Origin of the sequence: Streptomyces sp. NPDC100445, assembly GCF_044759735.1 — a bacterium.
Classification (GTDB): domain Bacteria; phylum Actinomycetota; class Actinomycetes; order Streptomycetales; family Streptomycetaceae; genus Streptomyces.
Map to the genome: position 1 here is coordinate 81,637 of NZ_JBIVZV010000003.1, position 22,524 is coordinate 104,160.

The 22,524-nt window shown below is 71.1% G+C and carries 21 protein-coding genes, 1 tRNA gene and 1 pseudogene; 1 reads left to right on the forward strand and 22 read right to left on the reverse strand.

The features are described 5' to 3' along the window. Positions 1-24: 24 nt before the first annotated feature. The 11 genes and pseudogenes from prmC to ACIQVT_RS09425 form a co-directional block, all read right to left on the reverse strand. On the reverse strand, positions 25-870 hold the full coding sequence (gene prmC / locus ACIQVT_RS09375) for a peptide chain release factor N(5)-glutamine methyltransferase (RefSeq protein ID WP_403749958.1): 846 nt from the start codon (positions 868-870) through the stop codon (positions 25-27). A 39-nt stretch (positions 871-909) separates the two neighbouring features. Next, positions 910-1,986, reverse strand: coding sequence for a peptide chain release factor 1 (prfA, locus tag ACIQVT_RS09380; protein WP_403749960.1), 1,077 nt, complete (start codon positions 1,984-1,986; stop codon positions 910-912). Between the two features lie 106 nt (positions 1,987-2,092). Beyond that, positions 2,093-2,314, reverse strand: coding sequence for a 50S ribosomal protein L31 (gene rpmE / locus ACIQVT_RS09385; protein ID WP_031140670.1), 222 nt, complete (start codon positions 2,312-2,314; stop codon positions 2,093-2,095). A 185-nt stretch (positions 2,315-2,499) separates the two neighbouring features. Further along, the gene (locus tag ACIQVT_RS09390; RefSeq protein WP_403749963.1) at positions 2,500-3,633 is read right to left on the reverse strand and encodes an LCP family protein; all 1,134 of its coding nucleotides are present in this window, start codon (positions 3,631-3,633) and stop codon (positions 2,500-2,502) included. A 350-nt stretch (positions 3,634-3,983) separates the two neighbouring features. Further along, positions 3,984-6,038: a transcription termination factor Rho gene (gene rho, locus ACIQVT_RS09395; RefSeq protein ID WP_403749966.1), complete on the reverse strand. Its 2,055-nt coding sequence runs from the start codon at positions 6,036-6,038 to the stop codon at positions 3,984-3,986. Positions 6,039-6,461: 423 nt separating this feature from the next. Beyond that, entirely contained in the window at positions 6,462-7,379 is a 918-nt protein-coding gene (thrB, locus tag ACIQVT_RS09400) for a homoserine kinase (protein WP_403749969.1), read from the reverse strand. A 411-nt stretch (positions 7,380-7,790) separates the two neighbouring features. Next, positions 7,791-8,849: a threonine synthase gene (gene thrC / locus ACIQVT_RS09405; RefSeq protein WP_403749971.1), complete on the reverse strand. Its 1,059-nt coding sequence runs from the start codon at positions 8,847-8,849 to the stop codon at positions 7,791-7,793. A 6-nt stretch (positions 8,850-8,855) separates the two neighbouring features. Next, entirely contained in the window at positions 8,856-10,148 is a 1,293-nt protein-coding gene (locus tag ACIQVT_RS09410; RefSeq protein WP_403750913.1) for a homoserine dehydrogenase, read from the reverse strand. 155 nt (positions 10,149-10,303) lie between these two features. After that, positions 10,304-11,695 carry a diaminopimelate decarboxylase gene (gene lysA / locus ACIQVT_RS09415; RefSeq protein WP_403749974.1) on the reverse strand — a complete coding sequence of 464 codons (1,392 nt, stop codon included), beginning with the start codon at positions 11,693-11,695 and terminating at the stop codon, positions 10,304-10,306. Positions 11,696-11,750: 55 nt separating this feature from the next. Next, positions 11,751-12,758: an ArgS-related anticodon-binding protein NrtL gene (nrtL, locus tag ACIQVT_RS09420; RefSeq protein ID WP_403749977.1), complete on the reverse strand. Its 1,008-nt coding sequence runs from the start codon at positions 12,756-12,758 to the stop codon at positions 11,751-11,753. Positions 12,759-13,189: 431 nt separating this feature from the next. Next, positions 13,190-13,693, reverse strand: a pseudogene (locus ACIQVT_RS09425) (response regulator); the annotation flags it as partial. A 106-nt stretch (positions 13,694-13,799) separates the two neighbouring features. Between ACIQVT_RS09425 and ACIQVT_RS09430 the strand changes: the two are divergent. Next, positions 13,800-13,871: transfer RNA gene (locus ACIQVT_RS09430), tRNA-Arg, on the forward strand. A 176-nt stretch (positions 13,872-14,047) separates the two neighbouring features. On the opposite strand, the gene ACIQVT_RS09435 is transcribed toward ACIQVT_RS09430, so the two are convergent. The 11 genes from ACIQVT_RS09435 to ACIQVT_RS09485 form a co-directional block, all read right to left on the reverse strand. Then, positions 14,048-14,431: a DUF6083 domain-containing protein gene (locus ACIQVT_RS09435; RefSeq protein WP_403749980.1), complete on the reverse strand. Its 384-nt coding sequence runs from the start codon at positions 14,429-14,431 to the stop codon at positions 14,048-14,050. Positions 14,432-14,623: 192 nt separating this feature from the next. Then, positions 14,624-15,997, reverse strand: a complete 1,374-nt coding sequence (locus ACIQVT_RS09440) for a tyrosine-type recombinase/integrase (protein ID WP_403749984.1) — start codon at positions 15,995-15,997, stop codon at positions 14,624-14,626. Next, positions 15,933-17,174 carry a replication initiator gene (locus ACIQVT_RS09445; protein ID WP_403749987.1) on the reverse strand — a complete coding sequence of 414 codons (1,242 nt, stop codon included), beginning with the start codon at positions 17,172-17,174 and terminating at the stop codon, positions 15,933-15,935. Before ACIQVT_RS09445 ends, ACIQVT_RS09440 begins: the two co-directional genes overlap by 65 nt. A 127-nt stretch (positions 17,175-17,301) precedes the next feature. Then, positions 17,302-17,616 carry a SpdD-like protein gene (locus tag ACIQVT_RS09450; protein ID WP_403749990.1) on the reverse strand — a complete coding sequence of 105 codons (315 nt, stop codon included), beginning with the start codon at positions 17,614-17,616 and terminating at the stop codon, positions 17,302-17,304. Between the two features lie 19 nt (positions 17,617-17,635). Continuing rightward, positions 17,636-17,791: a hypothetical protein gene (locus tag ACIQVT_RS09455; RefSeq protein WP_403749992.1), complete on the reverse strand. Its 156-nt coding sequence runs from the start codon at positions 17,789-17,791 to the stop codon at positions 17,636-17,638. A 13-nt stretch (positions 17,792-17,804) separates the two neighbouring features. After that, a complete protein-coding gene (locus tag ACIQVT_RS09460) occupies positions 17,805-17,984 on the reverse strand; it encodes a mobile element transfer protein (RefSeq protein WP_073889547.1) in 180 nt (59 codons plus the stop codon). A 10-nt stretch (positions 17,985-17,994) separates the two neighbouring features. Continuing rightward, positions 17,995-18,708 carry a DUF2637 domain-containing protein gene (locus ACIQVT_RS09465; protein ID WP_403749995.1) on the reverse strand — a complete coding sequence of 238 codons (714 nt, stop codon included), beginning with the start codon at positions 18,706-18,708 and terminating at the stop codon, positions 17,995-17,997. 89 nt (positions 18,709-18,797) lie between these two features. Further along, complete coding sequence (locus ACIQVT_RS09470; protein WP_403749997.1) at positions 18,798-20,171, reverse strand: FtsK/SpoIIIE domain-containing protein; 1,374 nt, start codon at positions 20,169-20,171, stop codon at positions 18,798-18,800. A gap of 5 nt (positions 20,172-20,176) precedes the next feature. Next, positions 20,177-20,524, reverse strand: coding sequence for a hypothetical protein (locus ACIQVT_RS09475; RefSeq protein WP_403750001.1), 348 nt, complete (start codon positions 20,522-20,524; stop codon positions 20,177-20,179). A 183-nt stretch (positions 20,525-20,707) separates the two neighbouring features. Beyond that, entirely contained in the window at positions 20,708-21,529 is an 822-nt protein-coding gene (locus ACIQVT_RS09480) for an integrase (protein ID WP_403750003.1), read from the reverse strand. After that, positions 21,526-22,377, reverse strand: coding sequence for a sigma-70 family RNA polymerase sigma factor (locus tag ACIQVT_RS09485; protein WP_403750006.1), 852 nt, complete (start codon positions 22,375-22,377; stop codon positions 21,526-21,528). Before ACIQVT_RS09485 ends, ACIQVT_RS09480 begins: the two co-directional genes overlap by 4 nt. Positions 22,378-22,524: the final 147 nt, after the last annotated feature.

The window sequence follows — 22,524 nt, forward strand, 5'->3', positions numbered from 1 at the left end:
GCGGAGTGGGATTCTGCGGGGTGCTCACGGCAGCGCCTTGCGGGCGGTCGCGAAGCGGGGGCGGTTGTTGAGGTCGGGGTGGTCGGCCGCGTCGGCCCAGCCCCGCTCCTCGGTGAAGATCCACGGCACCTGGCCGCCCTGGGTGTCGGCGTGCTCGATCACGACGACACCGCCGGGGCGCAGCAGCCGGTGCGCGGTGCGTTCGATGCCCCGGATCAGCTCCAGCCCGTCCTCACCGGAGAACAGGGCCAGCTCGGGGTCGTAGTCGCGGGCCTCCGGGGCGACGTACTCCCATTCGGTGAGCGGGATGTACGGCGGGTTGGAGATGACCAGGTCGACCTGGCCGTCGAGGTCGGGGAAGGCCGCCAGGGCGTCCCCCTGGCGCAGGTCGACCCGGGACCCGGACATGTTCTTGCGCGTCCACACCAGGGCGTCCTCGGACAGTTCCACGGCGTGGACCCGGGAGCGCGGCACCTCCTGGGCGAGGGCCAGCGCGATGGCGCCGGAGCCGGTGCACAGGTCGACGATGCACGGCTCGACGACGTCCATGGCGCGTACGGCGTCTATCGCCCAGCCGACCACGGACTCCGTCTCCGGCCGGGGCACGAACACCCCCGGCCCGACCTGGAGCTCCAGGTACCGGAAGTAGGCCCGCCCGGTGATGTGCTGGAGCGGCTCACGCTGCTCGCGCCGGGCGATGACCTCCCAGTACCGGGCGTCGAAGTCGGTGTCCTTCACGGAGTGGAGTTCGCCGCGCTTCACCCCGTGCACGAAGGCGGCCAGCTCCTCCGCGTCGTTGCGCGGCGAGGGCACGCCGGCGTCGGCCAGCCGCTGGGTGGCCTGGGCCACCTCTGCGAGCAGCAGGTTCACGCGAGTCCTCCGTGTCGTACTCGTGCGGGCGTACGGGTCTTACGCGGCGGCGAGCTTCGCCGCCGAGTCCGCGTCGACGCAGGCCTGGATGACCGCGTCGAGGTCGCCGTCCAGGACCTGGTCCAGGTTGTACGCCTTGAAGCCGACGCGGTGGTCCGAGAGGCGGTTCTCCGGGTAGTTGTACGTGCGGATCTTCTCGGACCGGTCGACGGTGCGGACCTGGCTGCGGCGGGCGTCGGCGGCCTCCCGCTCGGCCTCCTCCTGCGCCGCCGCGAGCAGCCTGGAGCGAAGGATACGCAGTGCCTGCTCCTTGTTCTGGAGCTGGCTCTTCTCGTTCTGGCAGGAGGCGACGACACCGGTCGGCAGGTGGGTGATCCGCACGGCGGAGTCGGTGGTGTTGACGGACTGGCCGCCCGGCCCGGAGGACCGGTAGACGTCGATCCGCAGGTCGTTGGGGTTGATCTCGACGTCGACCTCCTCGGCCTCCGGCGTGACGAGGACACCGGCGGCGGAGGTGTGGATGCGGCCCTGGGACTCGGTGGCCGGCACCCGCTGCACGCGGTGCACCCCGCCCTCGTACTTCAGCCGGGCCCACACGCCCTGACCGGGCTCGGTCGCGCCCTGGCCGCCCTTGGTCTTCACCGCGACCTGGACGTCCTTGTAGCCGCCCAGCTCGGACTCGGTGGCGTCGATGATCTCGGTCTTCCAGCCGACGCGCTCGGCGTAGCGCAGGTACATGCGCAGCAGGTCGCCGGCGAACAGGGCCGACTCGTCGCCGCCGGCGCCCGCCTTGATCTCGAGGATGACGTCCTTGTCGTCGCTGGGGTCGCGCGGGACGAGCAGCAGCCGCAGCTTCTCGGTCAGCTCCTCGCGCCGCTTCTCCAGCTCCTTCACCTCGGCGACGAAGTCGGGGTCGTCGGCCGCGAACTCGCGGGCGGTCTCCACGTCGTCACCGGTCTGCTTCCAGGAGCGGTACGTGGCGACGATCGGGGTCAGCTCGGCGTAGCGCTTGTTCAGCTTGCGCGCGTTGGCCTGGTCGGCGTGGACCGACGGATCGGCGAGCTTCTTCTCCAGGTCGGCGTGCTCGACGACGAGCTCCTCGACGGCCTCGAACATTCTGGGCTCCTGTACTGCGGTGAAGGATAGGGCGGGCGACCAAAAACGCCGGTCCCGGGCACACCCCGCGAGAGGGCGTGGCCGTGGACCGGCGAAATGGGGCTCGCTACTTCTTGGAGCCGGCGGCCTTGCCGAAGCGGGCCTCGAAGCGGGCCACACGGCCACCGGTGTCGAGGATCTTCTGCTTGCCCGTGTAGAACGGGTGGCACTCGGAGCAGACGTCGGCCCGGATGGCACCGGACTCGATGGTGCTGCGGGTGGTGAACGACGCGCCACAGGTGCAGCTGACCTGCGTCTCGACGTACTCGGGGTGGATGTCGCGCTTCAAGGTGTCTCCTAGGTTCGGGAGGGCGCCGGGTCGCCGCCACGGGATGCGGGAGCGTGAACCGGAGCCGACGTACCAGTCTGCCAGGACTGGGGCCATCCACCCAAACCGGGGGTGCACCTGTTCTATTCCGGCGGGGTGCGGCCGGGCGCCCGGAGGCCGCCGCACGGCCCGGTGGTCCGGTACGGCTAGCCGGTCACCACGCCGGCGGCCTCGCCCGTGGCCGTGCCCTCGGTGGCCGACCTGGGGATCGGCCGGTCGTTCTTCAGGGCGTTCCACACCAGCGCGGCCCGGTGCCGCTCCAGCAGGACCCGGTTGGGGTTCGCCGGGTCGTACCGCACGGGCATCGTGACCATCTTCATGTGCGACGAGCCGATGCCCTTGAGGCTGCCCGCGAAGTCCATGAGGGAGTTGACCGAGCCGAGGTCGGAGTCGGCGGTGACGGTGCTGGTGGCAGTGTCGGCGAGGTCGTACAGCTTCTTCGGGTCGGTGAAGACGCCGACGTGCTTGACCTGGTCGATCAGCGCCTTGACGAACGCCTGCTGGAGCTGGATGCGGCCCAGGTCGGAGCCGTCGCCCACGCCGTGCCGGGTGCGGACCAGGCCGAGGGCCTGCTCGCCGTCCAGGGTGTGCGCGCCGGCCTTCAGGCGCAGGTGGCTCTGCGGGTCGTCGATGGCCTTGGTGGTGGTGATCCGGACCCCGCCGAGGTCGTCGATGAGTCTCTGGAAGCCCTTGAAGTCGACTTCCAGGTAGTGGTCCATGCGGATGCCGCTGATCGATTCGACGGTCTTCACCGCGCAGGCCGCGCCGCCGGTGGAGTACGACTCGTTGAACATCACGCCGGACGCGGCGGGGTGGACGGTGCCCTTGGTGTCGGTGCACGAGGGGCGGTCTACGAGGGTGTCCCGGGGGATGGAGACCACGCCGGCCCGCTTGTGGCCCTTGTACACGTGGACGATCATCGCCGTGTCGGAACGGGCGCTGCCGTCGTCGGTGCCGCCGCCGAGCTTCCGGTTCTTGCCGGAGCGGGTGTCCGAGCCGAGGACCAGGATGTTCTCGGACCCGTTGTCGACCTTGGTGGGTCGGTCGCCGCCGAGGGCCTGGTTGATGTCGATGCTGCGGATGTTGCCGTTGAGCTTGACGTACAGGAACCCGGCGCCGGCACCGCCCAGCACCACCACGCCCGCCGCCGTCCAGGCCGTCACGAGCAGCGCCTTGCGGCGCGTCCCGCGGGCCTTGCGGCGGCGGCCCCTGCCCCCGCGGCGGGATCCGTTCGGGCCCGGCTCCGTTATGACGGGCTCGGGCGTGCTCTCGGCGGCCACAGCGCTCCTCGGTCTCGTCGGTCGGCTACCCCCTGCGGTCAGGGTCAGGCGCGGTTCTCACCACTCCATCGTCGCTCCGCCGGGTCAGACGGAGAAACCGGGAAAAGGGTTGCACGACGCAGTGTGGCCGCCGCACACGGAAACGGTCACAGCAGGTAGCCGCCGGATTTCGATCAACCGCTCTCACCTGCGGTTTCGACACCGGAAGTCGTACGACCGGAGTTCGGTGCCCGGCCGGATCCCTGTGGCGGAAATCTCCGGCCGGAGCCCTCACCGCCGCACGACGAGCCCGCCCCCCGTCCGCGGACGGACGGGGGGCGGGCTCGTGCGGCTCAGGGACGCGGGGACCTTCAGTCACCGTTTCCCGGGGTCGGCGTCGTCTTCTGGATCTGCATCAGGAACTCGCCGTTGGACTTGGTCTGCTTCATCTTGTCCAGCAGCAGCTCGATGGCCTGCTGCTGGTCCAGGGCGTGCAGCACCCGGCGCAGCTTCCAGGTGACGGCCAGCTCCTCGTTGCCGAGCAGGATCTCTTCCTTGCGGGTGCCGGACGCGTCGACGTCCACCGCCGGGAAGATGCGCTTGTCGGCGAGCTTCCGGTCGAGCTTGAGCTCCGCGTTGCCGGTGCCCTTGAACTCTTCGAAGATGACCTCGTCCATGCGGGACCCGGTGTCCACCAGCGCGGTGGCCAGGATGGTCAGCGAGCCGCCGTCCTCGATGTTGCGGGCCGCGCCGAAGAACCGCTTCGGCGGGTAGAGGGCGGTCGAGTCGACACCACCGGACAGGATGCGGCCGGAGGCCGGCGCCGCCAGGTTGTAGGCACGGCCCAGACGCGTGATCGAGTCGAGCAGCACGACGACGTCGTGACCCAGCTCCACCAGCCGCTTGGCGCGCTCGATGGCCAGCTCGGCGACCGTGGTGTGGTCCTCGGCCGGGCGGTCGAAGGTCGAGGAGATGACCTCGCCCTTCACCGACCGCTGCATGTCGGTGACCTCTTCCGGACGCTCGTCGACGAGGACGACCATCAGGTGGCACTCGGGGTTGTTGTGCGTGATCGCGTTGGCGATCGCCTGCATGATCATGGTCTTGCCGGTCTTCGGCGGGGCCACGATCAGACCGCGCTGGCCCTTGCCGATCGGCGCGACGAGGTCGATGATCCGGGTCGTCAGCACGCCCGGGTCGGTCTCCAGGCGGAGGCGGTCCTGCGGGTAGAGCGGGGTCAGCTTGTTGAACTCCGGGCGGCCACGGCCGTGTTCGGGCGCCATGCCGTTGACGGAGTCCAGCCGGACCAGCGCGTTGAACTTCTCGCGGCGCTCGCCCTCCTTGGGCTGGCGGACCGCGCCGGTGAGGTGGTCACCCTTGCGCAGGCCGTTCTTGCGGACCTGGGCGAGGGAGACGTACACGTCGTTCGGGCCGGGCAGGTAGCCGGAGGTCCGGATGAACGCGTAGTTGTCCAGGATGTCCAGGATGCCCGCGACGGGGATCAGGACGTCGTCGTCGGTGACCTGCGGCTCGGCGATCTCGTCGCGGCCACGGCGGCCACGACGGTCGCGGTAGCGGCCCCGGCGGCCGCGGCGGCCGCCCTCGAAGTCGTCGTCGTCCTGCTGCTGACGGTCACGGTCGCGGTCCTGGCGGCCACCGCCCTGCTGCTGGCCCTGCTGCTGACGGTCCTGGCGGTCCTGCCGGTCCTGGCGGTCCGGACGGTCCTGCCGGCCGCCGCCCTGACCCTGCTGGTCGTCGCCCTTGCCGCGGCGGTCGCGGTCCCGGCCGCGCTCACGGCGGTCCCGGCGGCCACGGCCCTCGCCGTCGGCGGCGTCGCCCTTGGCGTCACCCTGCGCCTGCGCGGACGCGTCGCCCTTGGGCTCGCTCCGGGTCTCGGCGGCGACGGTGTCGGCACCGCTCGCGGCCGGGCTGCCCGCGTCGGCGGTGGCACGGCGGCGACGGCGCTCGGCCGGGGCGTCGTCCCCCGCGCGGTCGTCGCGCGAGGGGCCTCCGGCGGGCTGGCCGGGGATCTCGATCTGCTGCTGGGCCACGGCCTTGTCGGCGGGCGCCTCGGTCCTGGCCTCGGTCTTCTTCTCCGCGGCCTCGGCGGCGTCGCCGGTGCGGGCCTTGGAGGTGGCCCGACGCTTCGGCTTCGTCTCGGTGGCGGTCTCGGCCTTGGGGGCGGCGCCCCCGGAGGCCTGCGCCTCCTTGATGACCTCGATCAGCTGGCTCTTGCGCATCCGCGCGGTGCCCCTGATGCCGAGGCCCGAGGCGACCTGCTGGAGCTCGGCCAGCACCATGCCCTCGAGGCCGGTACCGCGGCGCCGCCGGGAGCCGGCACCGGTGGCAGGCGCGGAGGCGTCCGTGGAGGGCGCGGCAGCGGTCTCCTCGACACGTGCGCCCATCAGATCGGTGGTGTCGCTCACGAAGGGTCCTTCCCTGGAGCGGACGTCGGCCTGTCTGGCTCGGCGACCGGTTGTGCTGTCCGGCTTACGGTCCTGTCTTCGTGAACCGTGCCGGGGCGGTGGTCCGCCAAAGCGGCGGAGGAAAATGTGCGGTGATGGCGCTTCCGCGAGCCGTGGCACCGGGTGTCACATGGCGTGGTAGCACCGATTCCGGAGCTCCCCCGCAGGGGGTACCCCCACCGGCGGCCCGCTCAGCGTTCGCATACGACGTACTGCCCAGGTACGGCGCAAGGAACACGGAGTGGCGCGGGAGGCTCCCGGAAGAATGTCTGTCCCCGACGGGGACACGAGGCACCTCGCCATTGGTGAGGTCGGGTGCAGACTTGAGATTAACACTACCGGATCCAACAAACATTCCCCCTCTCCAAATCCGGCAACCGCGTGTCAGGGCGCGAGCGGCAGCACGCAGGCGCCCGGTACGTCGAGGTCCAGCCGGTTGGCGGCCCACTCCGGGCCGGCCAGGGCTTCCACCTTGTCGGCGGTACCGGCGTCGGCGAGGGCCATGACGGTGGGGCCGGCGCCGGAGATGACGGCCGGGACGCCGTCGGCGCGCAGCCGCTCCACCAGCGCCGCGCTCTCCGACATCGCCGGCGCGCGGTACTCCTGGTGGAGACGGTCCTCGGTGGCGGGCAGCAGCAGCTCGGGACGCCTGGTCAGCGCCTCGACGAGCAGGGCGGCGCGGCCCGCGTTGGCGGCGGCGTCGACGTGCGGCACGGAGCGCGGCAGCAGGCCGCGCGCGGTCTCGGTGAGGACCGGTTTCCCGGGCACGAAGACCACCGGAACGATGGAATGGTGGGGCTCCATCCTGATGGCCCGGGCGGCGCCGCCCTCCATCCAGGACAGGGTGAAGCCGCCGAGCAGACACGCGGCCACGTTGTCGGGGTGTCCCTCGATCTCGGTGGCCAGCTCCAGCAGCGCGGCGTCGTCCAGGCGGGACTCGCCGCCTATGGTCACCGCGCGGGCGGCGACGATGCCGGCGCAGATGGCGGCCGAGGAGGAGCCGAGGCCCCGGCCGTGCGGGATGCGGTTGGCGCACACGATCTCCAGGCCCCGCGGCTGGCCGCCGAGCAGGTCGAAGGCCGTGCGCAGGGAGCGGACGAGGAGGTGGCGCTCGTCGCGCGGGAGGGTCTCGCTGCCCTCGCCCGCGATGTCGATGTGCAGCCCGGAGTCGGCCACCCGGACGACCACGTCGTCGTAGAGCCCCAGCGCGAGCCCCAGGGCGTCGAAGCCCGGGCCGAGGTTGGCGCTGGTGGCGGGAGTGCGCACCCGGACGGCGGCGGCGCGGAACGCTGGACCGGCCATCGCTCGTTGACTCTCCTTGAGCTGCGTGACTGTCGAATGACGGTCGATGGATTCGATGGCCATTCGGTGGACTGCCGATGACTGATGTACGAAGACCCGTCGGGCCGCGTAGACGGCGCGGCGCCGTGCCACACGCGAGGGCGTATGCGGTGGGCGGGTTGGACACAGCCTATCGAAGGAAGGTTCCGCCGCGACATAGGGCGCACAGGAGGCGCACGATGCGTGTCGCAGGCCCGTCGTGCCCCGGTCGGAGAACGGCCCCGGACCAGGGGCGCCCGGACCGGGGCACGGGGCCGGCGACCCGGCTCCCGGCGCCCCGTCCCGGACGCGTCCTGCTGCGCCCGCGGGCTCTACCCCGGAGTCCCGGGGCGAGGGTCCGCGCACCCGGGCGAGGCGCGCGGACCGCACCCGTCAGGCGAGGCCGAGGCGCTCCGCCGCGGTGGCCGCGTCGACCGGGACGGTGACCGGTTGCGGGGCACCGGCGACGGCCCAGTCGGGGTCCTTCAGGCCGTTGCCGGTGACGGTGCACACGATGCGCTGCCCCGGGTCGACCCTGCCCTGTTCGGCGGCCTTGAGCAGACCGGCCACGGAAGCGGCGGAGGCGGGCTCCACGAAGACACCCTCCTGCGCGGCCAACAACCGGTAGGCGCGCAGGATCTCACGGTCCGTCACCTCGTCGATGGCGCCGCCGGACTCGTCCCGCGCGGCCAGGGCGTACTGCCAGGAGGCGGGGTTGCCGATGCGGATCGCGGTGGCGATGGTCGACGGGTCCTTGACGACCTCGCCGCGCACGATCGGGGCGCTGCCGGACGCCTGGAAGCCCCACATGCGGGGCGTGCGGGTGGCGACGCCGTCGGCGGCGTACTCCCGGTAGCCCTTCCAGTAGGCGGTGATGTTGCCCGCGTTGCCGACCGGCAGCACGTGGATGTCCGGTGCGTCGCCGAGCATGTCCACGATCTCGAAGGCGGCCGTCTTCTGCCCCTCGATGCGTACCGGGTTGACCGAATTCACCAGCGCCACGGGGTAGTTGTCGCTCAGCGACCGCGCGAGGGTGAGACAGTCGTCGAAGTTCCCGTCCACCTGGAGGATCTTCGCGCCGTGCACGAGGGCCTGGCCCATCTTGCCGAGCGCGATCTTGCCCTGCGGCACGAGGACCGCGGACACCATGCCGGCGCGCACGGCGTACGCGGCGGCGGAGGCGGAGGTGTTGCCGGTCGAGGCGCAGATGACCGCCTTCGCCCCCTCCTCCTTGGCCCTGGTGATGGCCATGGTCATCCCCCGGTCCTTGAAGGACCCGGTGGGGTTGGCTCCCTCCACCTTCAGGTGGACCTCGCAGCCCGTGCGCTCGGAGAGCACCTGTGCGGGCACGAGGGGCGTGCCGCCCTCGCGGAGCGTCACGACCGGCGTGGTGTCGGTTACCGGAAGCCTGTCCCGGTACTCCTCGATGATGCCGCGCCACTGGTGGGTCATCTCTGGCTACTCTCCTTCAACCCGCATGATGCTGGCGACACCCCGCACGGTGTCGAGCTTGCGCAGTGCCTCGACGGTCCCGGTGAGGGAGGCGTCGAAGGCCCGGTGGGTGACGACGACGAGGGAGGCCTCGCCGTCCTTGCCCTGCTGCCGAACGGTGTCGATGGAGACGCCGTGTTCGGCGAAGACGGTGGCCACCTGGGCGAGCACGCCCGGCTTGTCGGCCACGTCGAGGCTGATGTGGTACCGCGTGACGACCTCCCCCATCGAGGAGACGGTCAGGTCGGCGTAGGCCGACTCGCCGGGCCCGGTGGTGCCGTCGAGCCGGTTGCGGCAGACGGCGACCAGGTCGCCGAGGACCGCGGAGGCGGTCGGGGAACCGCCGGCGCCGGGGCCGTAGAACATCAGCTGCCCGGCCGCGTCGGACTCGACGAAGACGGCGTTGTACGCGCCGCGCACCGAGGCGAGCGGGTGGCTGAGCGGGATCATCGCCGGATGGACGCGCGCGGTGACCGACGCCCCGTCCTCGGCGCGCTCGCAGATGGCGAGCAGTTTGATGGTGCAGCCCATCTCCGCGGCGGAGCGGAAGTCGGCGGCGGTGACCTCGGTCATGCCCTCGCGGTAGACGTCGTCGAGCCGCACGCGCGTGTGGAAGGCGATGCCGGCGAGGATCGCGGCCTTCGCTGCGGCGTCGAACCCCTCGACGTCGGCGGTCGGATCGGCCTCCGCGTACCCGAGCGCGGTGGCCTCGTCCAGGGCCTCCTGGTAGCCGGCGCCCGTGGAGTCCATCTTGTCGAGGATGAAGTTCGTGGTGCCGTTGACGATGCCGAGCACCCGGTTGACCTTGTCGCCGGCGAGGGACTCGCGCAACGGCCGGATCAGCGGGATGGCGCCGGCGACGGCGGCCTCGTAGTACAGGTCCTTGCCGTGCTGCCCGGCGGCGGCGTGCAGCGCGGCCCCGTCCTGGGCGAGCAGCGCCTTGTTGGCCGAGACGACGGAGGCACCGTGCGCGAAGGCGGTGGTGATGAGCGTCCGCGCGGGCTCGATCCCGCCGATGACCTCGACGACCACGTCGATGTCGCCGCGTTTGACGAGGGCGGTGGCGTCGGTGGTGACGAGGGCCGGGTCGATGCCCTCCCGGACCTTGGAGGGCCGCCGGACCGCCACACCCGCGAGTTCGAGCGGGGCGCCGATCCGGGCGGCGAGGTCGTCGGCGTGCGTCGTCATGATGCGCGCCACCTCTGAGCCGACCACTCCACAGCCCAGCAGCGCCACCTTAAGCGGACGCGTACGCATCATCCGACCTCGTTTCCTCATACCGTCTACGGTTGGACCAGTCTCACTCACCGGACGACAGTTTCTACCCTTCGTCCGGATCGTGAGACATCTATTTCATTTCCGCGAAGGCGCGGAACCGGAGATCTTCCGCCCCCGGTTCTTCCCGTGCCGACCGGTCACCCGACGTCGAGACGCAGGAGGTCCTCCTCCGTCTCGCGCCGGACGATCACCCGGGCCTCACCGTCCCGCACCGCCACCACCGGCGGCCGCAGCACGTGGTTGTAGTTGCTGGCCATGGACCGGCAGTACGCCCCCGTCGCGGGCACGGCGATCAGGTCGCCCGGCGCCAGGTCGGAGGGCAGGAACGCGTCCTTGACCACGATGTCCCCGCTCTCGCAGTGCTTGCCGACGACGCGGGCGAGCATGGGCTCGGCGTCGGAGGCCCGCGACACCAGCGCCACGCTGTACCCGGCGTCGTACAGCGCGGTCCGGATGTTGTCGGACATGCCGCCGTCGACCGAGACGTACGTCCGCAGCCCCTCCAGCGGCTTCACTGTGCCGACCTCGTACAGCGTGAAGGCGGTCGGCCCGACGATGGCCCGCCCCGGCTCGACGGAGATCCGCGGGGTCCGCAGCCCGGCCGACTCACACTCACGCGTGACGATCTCGTGGAGCGCCTTGGCGATCTCGTGCGGCTCGCGGGGGTCGTCGTCGCTGGTGTAGGCGATGCCGAGGCCGCCGCCCAGATCGATCTCGGGCAGCTCCACCCCGTGCTCGTCGCGGACGTCCCGCAGCAGCCGCACCACGCGGTGCGCGGCGACCTCGAACCCGGACATGTCGAAGATCTGCGACCCGATGTGGGAGTGGATCCCGATCAGCTCCAGCCCGTCGAGCTGGAGCGCCCGGCGCACCGCCTCCGCGGCCTGCCCGCCGGCGAGCGGGATCCCGAACTTCTGGTCCTCGTGCGCGGTGGCGATGAACTCGTGGGTGTGCGCCTCCACGCCCACGGTGATCCGGATCTGGACCGGCTGGCGCCTGCCCAGCGACCGCGCGATGTGCGCCACCCGCACGATCTCCTGGAAGGAGTCCAGGACGATGCGTCCGACACCGGCCTCGACGGCCCGGGTGATCTCCGCGACGGACTTGTTGTTCCCGTGGAAGGCGATGCGCTCGGCGGGCATGCCGGCGCTCAGGGCCGTGGCCAGCTCGCCGCCCGAGCAGACGTCGAGGTTGAGCCCCTCCTCGTCCAGCCACCGCACCACGGCCCGGGACAGGAACGCCTTCCCGGCGTAGAACACGTCGGCGTCCGGGCCGAACGCGGTGCGCCAGGCACGGGCACGGTCCCGGAAGTCGGCCTCGTCGAGGATGTAGGCGGGGGTGCCGAACTCCTCGGCGAGCCGGGTGGCCGGGATCCCGCCGACGGTGAGGACGCCGTCGTCGTCCCGGCCGACGGTGCGGGCCCACACCTTGGGGTCGAGGGTGTTGAGGTCGGCGGGCGGCGCGGAGTAGTGGCCCTCGGGCAGGACGTCGGCGTGGCGGGGCCCGGCGGGGTGGGCGGAACGACTCATGACGTGACTCTCAGACTCTCTGTCTCTCTCCGGGACGCCATCTGCTCTCGGCGCCTCAGAGATGTTCGGGTGCGTCGATGCCGAGCAGGGACAGGCCGCCGGCCAGCACCGTCCCGGCGGCTTCGGCGAGGGCCAGCCGGGCACGGTGGGCGGCCGAGGGTTTCTCGTCCCCGCGGGGGAGCACGCGGGGCAGGAAGGGCAGCACGGCATCGGCGACGGTCACGAGATGCCGGGCGACCCGGTCCGGGGCACGGTGGGTGGCGGCCGCGGCGAGGATACGGGGGTGGTCGGCGAGGGAGACCAGCAGCGGGCGGAGGTCGTGACCACCGTCCGGAACGCCGTCCCCGGCGGCCTCCACGGGCCCGGGTACGGCGGTGAAGCCCAGGCGGCCGGCGTTGCGGCCGAGGGACCGGACGAGGGCGTGCGCGTACCGGACGCGGAAGAGGGGGTTGCCCTCCCGCTGCACCAGGTGGTCGGCGCTGATCCGCGGCCGGTCGTGCGGCGCCGGGTGGAGCAGGGCCCACCGGGCGGCGTCGGGGCCGAGCGGGGCGGGGTCCTCCGGCGCGGGCACGGGCCGCAGGTCCGCGGGCTCGCCGTGCTCGACGGTGGCCCGGCCGCCCTGCGCCGCCACCAGCCGTACGACCGCGTCGGCGACGACCTCGGCCCGCACCTCGTACGGCACCCGCACCGCGACGACCTGCCCGGCGAGGCCGTCACCGTGCCCGTACCGGACGCCCTCCTCCAGGATCTCCCGCACCAACGCGCCGACGGGATCGGCCTGCGCGGCGAGGGTGATGTTGAGGAACCCCGGCCCGGTGACCACGACGTCCCGGATACCGGCGGTGTCGGCGAGGCGGGGCCGCAGGATCTCGGCGACCCGCCGCGGGGTCTGCCCGGCCGGCCGGGCGAGCTGGAGCGCGATGGTGGTGGCGAAGTCCCCGCACCCCCCGGGCCCCGGCTCCCCCACCACGGCCCGCTCGGGCACGGTGACGCTCAGCTCACCGTCGTCGACAGCACGACGCACCGCGCGCAGCACGGTCCGGGAGAGCTCGACGGGTGTCACGGGACAAGCGTAGGGGAGGCGGGGGGTGGGGGGGTGTTTGTGGGGGGGTGGGGGAGGCAGGCGCACCGTCGTCGCTCGCGGGGCTGGGGGAGGTAGGCGCCCGGGGGTTCCCGCATCGGCGTGGGTACGGGAGGCCGACTCTCCAGTGCTTCAGCCGCTGGGCTCCTCTCGGCGCCCCAACTGCCGTGGGAGCTTTTTCTGTTTCAGTTCCCGCGGGCCATGCCGCCCGGCACGCCGTCGGAGACCCCGTCGCGCACGCCGTCGGACGCCACATCACCGTCCGGGCCGTCACCGATACCGGATCCTCCGCAGCCAGGCCTGGATTGACCACCGTCCCCGGACACCCCGTGCGAACCGGGAGCCCCGCCGTCCCGAGCCCCGGCACCACCGCCGTCACGGCAGTCACCGTCCCCCGACCCACGGCCACCGCCCCCGCCGTTGCCGCCGCCCTGGTCGCCGCCCCCGTCTCCCCCGCCCCCGTGGGCCTCACCCCCGTGCCCCTCGTGCCCCGTGCGGCGCTCGATGAGGTCTTTGACGAGCCGTACCAGCTCGGCCGGCTCGAAGGGCTTGGCGAGGAAGGCGTCCACACCGACGTCGAGGCCGGTCTCGACCTCGAACTGGGTGCACGCGCTGATGATGGCGAGGGGTAGATGGCGCGTACGGGGATCGGCACGGAGCCGGGCGGCGGTGCGCAGCCCGTCCAGCCGGGGCATGACGACGTCGAGCGTCACGACATCGGGCTGGACCTGATGCACCACGTCCAGGCACTCGACACCGTCGGCCGCGGTCACGACCTCGAGCCCTTCCAGCTCGAGATTGACCCTGATCAGCTGCCGGATGACCTTGTTGTCGTCCACAACAAGCACCCGACCGGGAGCGCCTGACACACGTCGAGAGTAGGTCGGCACCGGCCACCGCGTCCGGGTTTTCCCCACTTCCACCCCCTACCGGGGACGCCCGCGACAACGGGTTCTCGATCACCCCCGCGGACCTGCTAGTGTTCTACCCGTCGCCGCGAGCAAGCAGCTCAACGCAAGACACGCCCCCGTAGCTCAGGGGATAGAGCAACGGCCTCCGGAGCCGTGTGCGCAGGTTCGAATCCTGCCGGGGGCACCCAACATGAGGTGCCCAAAGACCCCGTCACCAGCGGAAACGCTGAGGCCGGGGTCTTCGCGTTTGTGCAGGCGTATACGGCCCGAAGCGGGCGTATGCCGAGGTCTGTGGACTATTCGTGGACAGAATCTTGGAGCGTCTACCCAGGTCAGCCCCCACTTTGGGTGAGGAAGCCGTCACCCGGCATCCGGCCACTGCTCAGGGAGCTCCAGCGGCTCCGGGGCATCCTGCCGCTCTACTCGTCGCGCGTTCTCACCGCGGAGCGCCGTCAACCACGGCCAGAGATCCGGTAGCGGCTGTGCCGAGCAAGCCAATCGATGCTCGATACGGCACCGCTGGTATGGATCCGGCGGACCCACGCCATAGACGGCCACTCGCCCATCTGACAGCTCGATCCACCGATGCTCCGCCGGCACCGTATGGGCCAGCGGAGACATGTCCGGCTCCAGCAACACCCAATCCTGCTCAAGCGTCGCCACCCGGTCCTGTGGTAGGCCGCAGCGCGGACAGCGGGAGCGACCGCTGTGCAGTCGGCGCGGCTCCTCTTCTTTAGGCCCCATACCGTGAGAGTCGACAGCCCGACGACATATGCGTAGAAGCGAATTGGACGGGACATCTGAGGTGTCCGCTCATTCCTGAGACCAGCAACGACGCGGCAGGTGCATCCAGCACCTACTGGCCGCCAGCATGCGGCTGATACACGACAAAACCCCCCGCTCGTACAAGCGGAGGGCTTTGGCGTGCCTACGTGATCACTCGTACTCGCGCAAGAGGTCCTCAATCTTGCGGTTGGCGATTTCCTGCCGCCCGTCGATGCACTTGGCGTAACGGCCCAGCAAGACCTCGACGCTATTGCCCGCGCGCTCGGCGACCTCGGTCGGGTCCACCCCGGAGTTGAGCCAGGTCGACAGCGCCGAGTGCCGGAGGTCATACGGTCGGGCGGCAAGCGGCGAGGCGACCGCGGCCGGCGGGAGCGCCAGCGCACGGGCCTCCTGCCAGACGCGGTAGTACGTGGACGAGCCGACCACTCCCCCGCGCTCGTTGGTGAACAGCCGTCCGTCCTCGGCGGTGCCGAAGCTGTCGAGGTGCTGCCGGAGGATGGCGACGAGCTGGGGCGGGACCGGTACGAGCCGGACCTCTTCCGCCGGCCGATTCTTCAGGCCCCGGTCGTCATGGGTCTCGCCGGAGTCCGTCCACTGCTTTCCGACGCTCGGACGCGTCCGGTTCAGCAGGACCGTTCCCCAGCCGACCTCGGGCAGCTTCAGGTCCGCATCGGTGAGGCCGACGGCCTCAGCCGGACGCAAGGCACCGTAGTACATGCAGGCGAACAGGCCGACGAGGCGGCGACCACGCGCCCGGCCGTACCCACCGACATACGAGACCGCAGTCAGCAGGGAACGGGCCTGTGCGGGATTGGCGACCACCCGGGGATCGACTTCCCCGGCCACCTTCGGTTTCTTCCAGCGAATGCCCGTGATCGGGTTCTCTTTGAACTCCCCGAGATCCACTGCATAGTGCAGCGCATTGACGAGCGTCCGACGCTTGCGCCGGACGGTCTCCGCGGCTGCCGCCGTCCCGTCGAGCTTCAGCTTGAGCGAATCCAGGACGGCCCTGCCGATCGCGGCGTCACCGAGATCCGAGAGTGGACGCGATGCCTTGGCCACCCAGTGCAAGGTGTTCGCGATACTGGGCGGCAATTCGCGCTCGTCCGGTCCGGGAAGGATGAAGGCCCAGTTACGAAGCGCCTTCCTGATCAGTTCCTCGGACGGCTGCCCCGGACGCTCGTCGAGAAGGGCTACCGTCACGGCGGTCAGGGCCTCATTGATCCCGTTGCGTGTGTTCGGCGCCGCGTGCGGCCACTTCATGGCGAGGTACTTGAGAGCGAAGGCGTACCAGGTCATCGAGGCCGCCTTCTCGGCCATCGACTCGGGCAGCCCCGTCACCGTGTCGAACTCTTCGCCGGCATGAATGGCGCGAAGCAACTTGGACCGATAGTGATCCGCCAACCCTTTGGTACGGAACTGGTCAGAGAACACGTTCCCGGCGACGATCCACCGGACGTCATACGACGACTTCTTGGTGTTCCTCTTCCGGACGCCCCACACCTTCACGTCGAGAGACTTCACGCCGCCGCCTCCATCTGTCGCAGCCAAGCGGTGAAGTCACTCCGCCACACTCGGAGCTCTCCATTGGGCAACTTGAACGCAGCGGGGCCCTGTCCATGTGGGCCCACTTGCGCAGGCGCAGGTCTTCGAGTTCAGGCAGCGCGCCGAGGTGCCAGCAGGTGAGGATCATCCGCCGGGCGTGGTCGGTGACGCCGGAGCCGATCGGGTCGGTGATCGGGTTGCGGATGGGACGGTCCAGGGTGCCGGCGGTCTCGGCACCCTTGGTGGCGTACTTGGCGATGTACGCGGCCACGGCGCGGCTGGACAGCTCCGAGGTGCCCGTGAAGTCGGCAGAGCGGATGGGGCGGATGTCGAGCTGCGTGCCGAAGCGGAAGGCGTACGCGTGGCCGTCGAGGACCGGACCGGGCGCCTCAGCGAGCCGGGCCGCCGAGCGGATCGCGTCGGTGAGCAGTTCGGTGGTGGCCCAGGCCGGTGGGGTGTCCTCGGCACCGTCCGGGCCGTCGAGGCGGACGACGGCGTGGAAGTGGACGGCGCCACGCCGCTGGTACTCGGCAACCTTGGCATACGAGACCTTGAGGCGGTGACGCAGTGCGGAACGGCCCACACCCGCGCGGGAGGCGAGCTGTTGGCGCAGGTAGGTGGTGAAGCGGCCCCACAGCGCCCCGGCGTGTGCGTTCCACAGGACTGCGGCGCGGTAGTCGTAGCGGTCGGGGTCGAGCGGTGTGCCGAGGGCGGGATCGTCGTCGGGGTGGGATCGTCCGCAGCGGCACCGGCCACCGGTGGGGCGGTTGTGGACGGGGCCGAAGGACGGGGCGGTGAAGGTGGCGAACACGCGGGGGTGCTGGGCGACAGCCGGGCCGATGCCCTTGCCACCGCTCAGCCCGGCCGTGACGAGGTGGAAGGTGTCCTTGCGGTACACCTCCGCGCAGGCGGCGCACCGGGTGGCCCGGCGGTTGTTGCAGCGGATGAGGAGCTGTCCGGCGGGAAGATCGCGGTCGATGACCTCACGGACGATCTCCCCCGTGGTGGCGTGGACATCGAGCCGGTGGCCCTCCATCCGTACGGGCCGCTCGCAGCCGCCGAGACGCTGGACCTGCCGGGCGTAGGCGCCCAGGTCGCCGTACCGGGCGAGCGCGGCCAGGTGGCGGATGGCTCCAGTCGGAGCCGGGGCGTGCATGTGCGGTGTCCTCCTTACCGGTGCGGGTCGGTGGGGGTGTTGGGGACGAGCGCGCCCGGCCTGATGTCGTTGTTGTCGAGGGGGCTAGACGGCACGGGCAGGCCAGACGCGCGTCGGAGCAGGCGGATTAGCGGCGGGCGAGGAGGACGGAGCGCATGACGACGGCGCACACGGCGACGGAGACAGCCGTAACGGCCACGGTAAGGAGCAGGGAGACGAGGACCACGCCGACCACCAGGACGACAGCGGTGCCGCCGCCGACGAGAGCGAGCCCGGTCTTAGGGGTGAGCTGGACGGCCGGGCGGGACGGTTCCGCAGTCGCGGGGACGGTGAAGGCCGGCTGCCGGACTGGCGCCGGGGCGACGGCGGTCGGCTGGATGACGGTGGGCGGGACGACCAGGCCAGTTGGCTGCGGCATGGTCGGAATCTTCGGCTGGAACATCGGCGGGGCTCCTTCCGAGTTACTTGACGACGGAGTCGATGACGGGGGCCAGGAGGCTGTCGGCGAGGAGGTAACCGCCCAGCAGCAGAACGGCGATGAGCCACCAGGGCGGGTGGATGAGCTTGACGCCCAGGACCCCGATGCAGAGCAGGGCGAGCCAGAGCGGGACGTTCATGCGTGGTCTCCTGTCAGGCCGAGCAGCGGTGGGTACGGGCGGCGAGTTCGGCGGCGGCGCGGCTGTCGTACTCGGCGGAGAAGTCGCAGCGGGGTGCGGTGCAGGCGGCCAGGTGGCGGTTCTTGCCGCGGTCGAGGTAGGAGGCGACGTTGACGGGTCCGATGCGGCGGACGTTGCGGAAGCGCCGGTGCATGGTGTTCCTCTCAGAGGTGAGCGGCGACGGATGCGGTCATGGACGGGGGCAGGCCGAGCCGAGCCCTTAGGGCATCGGGGTCGGCGGGGCGGCCTGTGGCCGAGCGGTGCTCGTCGGCCAGAGCCCGGACACGGTCGATCAGGGCGGGTGGCAGCGGGACGGCGGCCACGGGCGCCGGAGTCAGGGCAGGGGTGTCGTCCGGCTCCGCCGTGGTAGTGAGTTCGGGCGCGGGAACGGGATCGGTGAGCGTTGGCCGTGGCGCGTCCCGGTCGACCTCGTCGTCCGTCGCCGAGGCGGGGCGCGGTTCCGTGCTCGTGTCCGGCATGGAGGAGGCCGTCACCGCCGGGTCGTGTGGTGCGTGGGCCAGGAGCGTGCCACCGAAGAAGGCGACGGCGGGCCAGCCGGCGACCACGACGCGGAGCGGGGCGGGGACGTGGTGCAGGTCGAGGAGTCCGGCAGTGGCGATGTTGGCGCCGAGGGATGCGGCCAGGGCAACGACGAACCACAACCGCGGTTTCCCGGCCGCCTGTCCCGCTCCCTGCGGTTGGCGCATTCGGCGCCAGGCGGCAACCAGCAGCAGGTCGACGCTCACCGGGTAGGCCCATGCCTTCCAGCCGCCCTGCCCAGCCGCCGAGGCGAGGTCGTGCAGGTGCGAGAAGGACAGGGCACCCGCGATGACGGCCTGAACGATCACGGCATCCACGCGGGCCAGGTGCGCACGCATCGGCTCCGGTTCCTTCCTGTTGCAGGCATGGAGGGGGTAGGGACGTGGCGCGAGACGGTCACGCCGACCGTTGGAGGGAGAGAGCGCGGTTACTCGGCCACCGGTCGAGTGGTCGGCACGACGGCGGCACCGGCCGTGGGCGCCGGCCCGGCGGACTCCACGGCGACGACGGGACGGAAGGCATCGAGCCGGGGCAGTTCCGGCACCAGGGCCGAGGTGTCGCGGCAGACAGCGGCCGCGCCTTCGAGGGTGAGGTGTGGCGAGCGGACGCGGGACCAGCCGCCCGAGGAGTCACCGACAACCGCGACGCCAGGGCGTTCCGCCGGGATGGCAGTGGCAGCCAACGTGGCTTCCGGGGAGATGTCGGCCAGCGCCATGTTCGCCGACGCCTCGTCGTTGACGCGGTGGCAGACACGGCCGGTCAACTGGGCGCGCAACATGGTGGCGCCCTTGCCGAGTTCAGAGCCGAAGCGCTGCCCGCACACCTCCAGGTAGAGGCCGGCCGCACGGCCGAGCTGGGCTAGGCGGATGAGCTTGGTGACCATGGAGTCGCGACGTTTCTCGTCTTCCTTGCCGGCGGCGAGGAACAGTTCCGCGACCTCGTCCACGACGATCACGACCGGCACCGGCCGCACCGCTTCCGGCAGTCCCCACACGTCCGAGGTGAGTACGGCGTCCGCACCGGCCCCGCCGCCGAGCCCGATCAGGCGGAACCGTGCCTCCATCTCCTCCAGCAGCGCGTCGAGGAGTTCGTTCGCCCGGTCGGGGTTGTCAGCCAACGCGGACAACCGGGGCGCGAAGGGAGCGAGTTCGACGCCCCATTTGCAGTCGATGCCGACAAGCACCACCCGTTGCCGGGCCAGGCCGCACAGCAGGTTGCGCAGATAGACGGACTTGCCGGACTGCGTGGCGCCGAGGATCAGTTCATGCGGCACGGTACGGAAGTCCCGTACGTGCCATTCACCGTCCTCCCGTAGCGCCAGCGGCAGGCGGAGCGCCCCGGATACGAGCCGTCGCCGGGCGGGACGCACCTCGGCGAGTACATCCCAGCCGACCAGGCGCAGTTCGAGCCGACCCGGCTTGGTGGGGCGGACGTGCACGGCTTGAACGCCCCAGGCATGCCGCAGCCGGTCAGCCGAGGCGGTGAAGTCCTCGGGCGCTTGCCCGACCGCCATACGCAGCCGCATCACGAGCCCCGACCCGGTCGGCCGCGGGAATGACCGGCGAGGCGGTACGGGCGCCGCCTGCCGCCCCATCATCCGGGCCGTGGCCTGTCGTACTGCCGAGGCCGGGACCGTCAGGCCGCAGGCGTCCATCGTCGACCGGTACGAGGCGAGCACCCGCAGCGCGACGACCGGATACCCGACCAGCCACCAGAACACCACCGGCATACGGCGGCGGACCACCAGCAGCGCGACCAGGACCAGCAGAAGCGGTAACAGCACTCGCACGGTGTCGGTCATGGCGGTCAGCCCTGCACCGCGGCCGGAGCGTTCACCATGACGGCGTCGGCCCGGTAGGCGATGCCGTGCCGGGCACGCCCGCCGAACTCGCTCTCCCACGGCCGGGCCATCAGACCCGACAGGATGACCGGCGCCCCCATGACCAGGCCCTCACCGATGCCCTGCTCGGGAATGGTCACCTTGATCATGTCCGACCCGCCCGCCGCGATGAACACCAGCTCCAGCGTCATGAGCCGCTGGTTGGTCACCGGGTCGACGGCGACCTCACCGGTCTGCCGGTCACGCACCTTCACCTCAGGCAGCTTTGTGACGAGGAGCGTGGCGGCCGATGTGTCCACGGGGATCACTCGCATTGTCTATACCTCACTGGGTTGTCGGCACCGATACTGTTCGGCGCCTCACTGAACTGCGTACCCCCCTAGACAGCACAGGAGGGGCCCGCCCGATCTGTCTAGGGGGGTTGACGACAAAGGTAACCGACGACCCATCAACTGTCTAGGGGGGTATACGAGCGTGTCCCTGAGCGTGTGAACGCGCTACCGCAGCACCCAGTGAAGGGCCGTCGCGTCGTCACGGGCCTTGCCACGGGGCCAGCGCCGGCCGTCCGGGTCGCCGGCCTCGGCCTCACGTACCTGGCGGATCAGTTCACCCGGCCCGGCCGAGCCGAGCACGCCCAACGCCTCTTGCCAGTCGGCGAGTTCGAAACGGTCGATGAGTCGCGTCGCCCCATCACTCAGCAGCGTCACGGACGCCAGCGAGTCCAGCGGCACAGTGCCCGTTAGGGCGTGTTCGGCCGCCCGCGGATCAGGGCCAGCGATCCAGAAGCCACCCAGCCGGTTACGGAGCCCGGTCAGTGCGTCCCGGTATCCGGCCAGCGCGGCGGAGTGCTCGGGCGAACCGGTGGGCAGGGCGTCCACGGGCCCGCGCAGCCGCTTGCCGACCTCGTCCAGGCGCCGGTCGGTGACGACAGAGGCGGACCCGTTCTTGTTGGCCAGGAGCAGTGAGGAGTCCCCGAGGACCAGGTACTCCAGTGCTTCCCCGTTGAACCGCGCAGTGACGACCGTGCTGGTGGGGCTGGCCCGATACGCGAGGTCGCAACTGTCTTCGTGCAAGGAGCGGACGAGGCGGATCGCGTCGGCCAGGCAGTCGGCGAGTGACTGGGCGGGGTGCGCGGAGATGCTGCGCAGCAGCAGGCCGCCCAGTGTCCCGGAGAACCAGGCGACGCCGTGCGTGCACCCGGTTTCGGCGCCACCGACGCCGGCGCCGTCGAGGAGTACGGCCGCCCCGGGAGCGGCGGCGGCGAAGTCCTCGTTCTCACGGTCGGAGTCGGCGGGCAGCGTGGCGAGGGCAACCCTCACGCCGGCGTCTCCTCGTCGTGCCGGTACAGGGGGCAGAGCAATTCTACGGACTGCGGCTCGCTGGTCTCCGGGTCGTACTCAACACCCACCAGGGTGGAGAAGCGACGGTCCCCCACCTGGCCCCAGAGGGCGTTCAGATCGTTCGCGAGCAACTGCACGACACCGAGGGAGCCTTGCGTGTGGATACCGGCGATGGCGAGCAGCGAGCCCGAGCCGTCCGGACGAGGCAGCCGTCCGAGATAGCCCACGTCGTACGGGCGCACCGGTTCGCTGTCCTGTCCCGACCGGTACACAGTGCCGGAGCGCCGGTCCACCACGGTCCAGGGCCCGTCCTCCGCGCGCTCCCAGCGCAGTACCGGATCCTGCCCGTAGGTGTCCCACATTTCCTGGGACATACGCGGGCCGCAGACGACGATCAGGCCGTCACGGTTCAGGTCGATCTCACCACTCACCGGTACGTGCTCCGAGGTCACGTCGAGCCCATACGACCGCGCCAGGTCCTCCAACCGCTTACCGGAGCTGACGTCGTCCACCGCGACGACCGTCCGCCCGCGCTCGTCATCACGCCGCAGCGGAGTCGCCACGGTGACGGCACCCCGGCCGAGGAACGCACCCTCGGGGGCCGGACCGGTATGCCGGATCTGGTGAATCCGCCCCCGACTGAGGCCGGCCTTCGCGGCGATCTGCGCGTACGACAGCCCCTGTGCATGTAGGTCCTGCACCACACGCCGACGGAGGCGGGCCAGCTCGGTCACCTCCTGCTGGGCATCGGCCAATCGGGTCGTGACCTCGCGCAGGAGCAAGTACGGATCACTCATCGCCATGATCCGTTGCAGCTCGTCCGACATGACCTCACCTCCTAGCAGTAACCAGGAGTCTAGGGCCCTAGACGATAAGGGCGGGAGCCGCCGTCCCGTACGAACGCCGATCACGAAGAACCCCGCCCGCCGACGCGGTACACCCCGAGGACTCATCCGTCACCGCCGGCCAAGCGG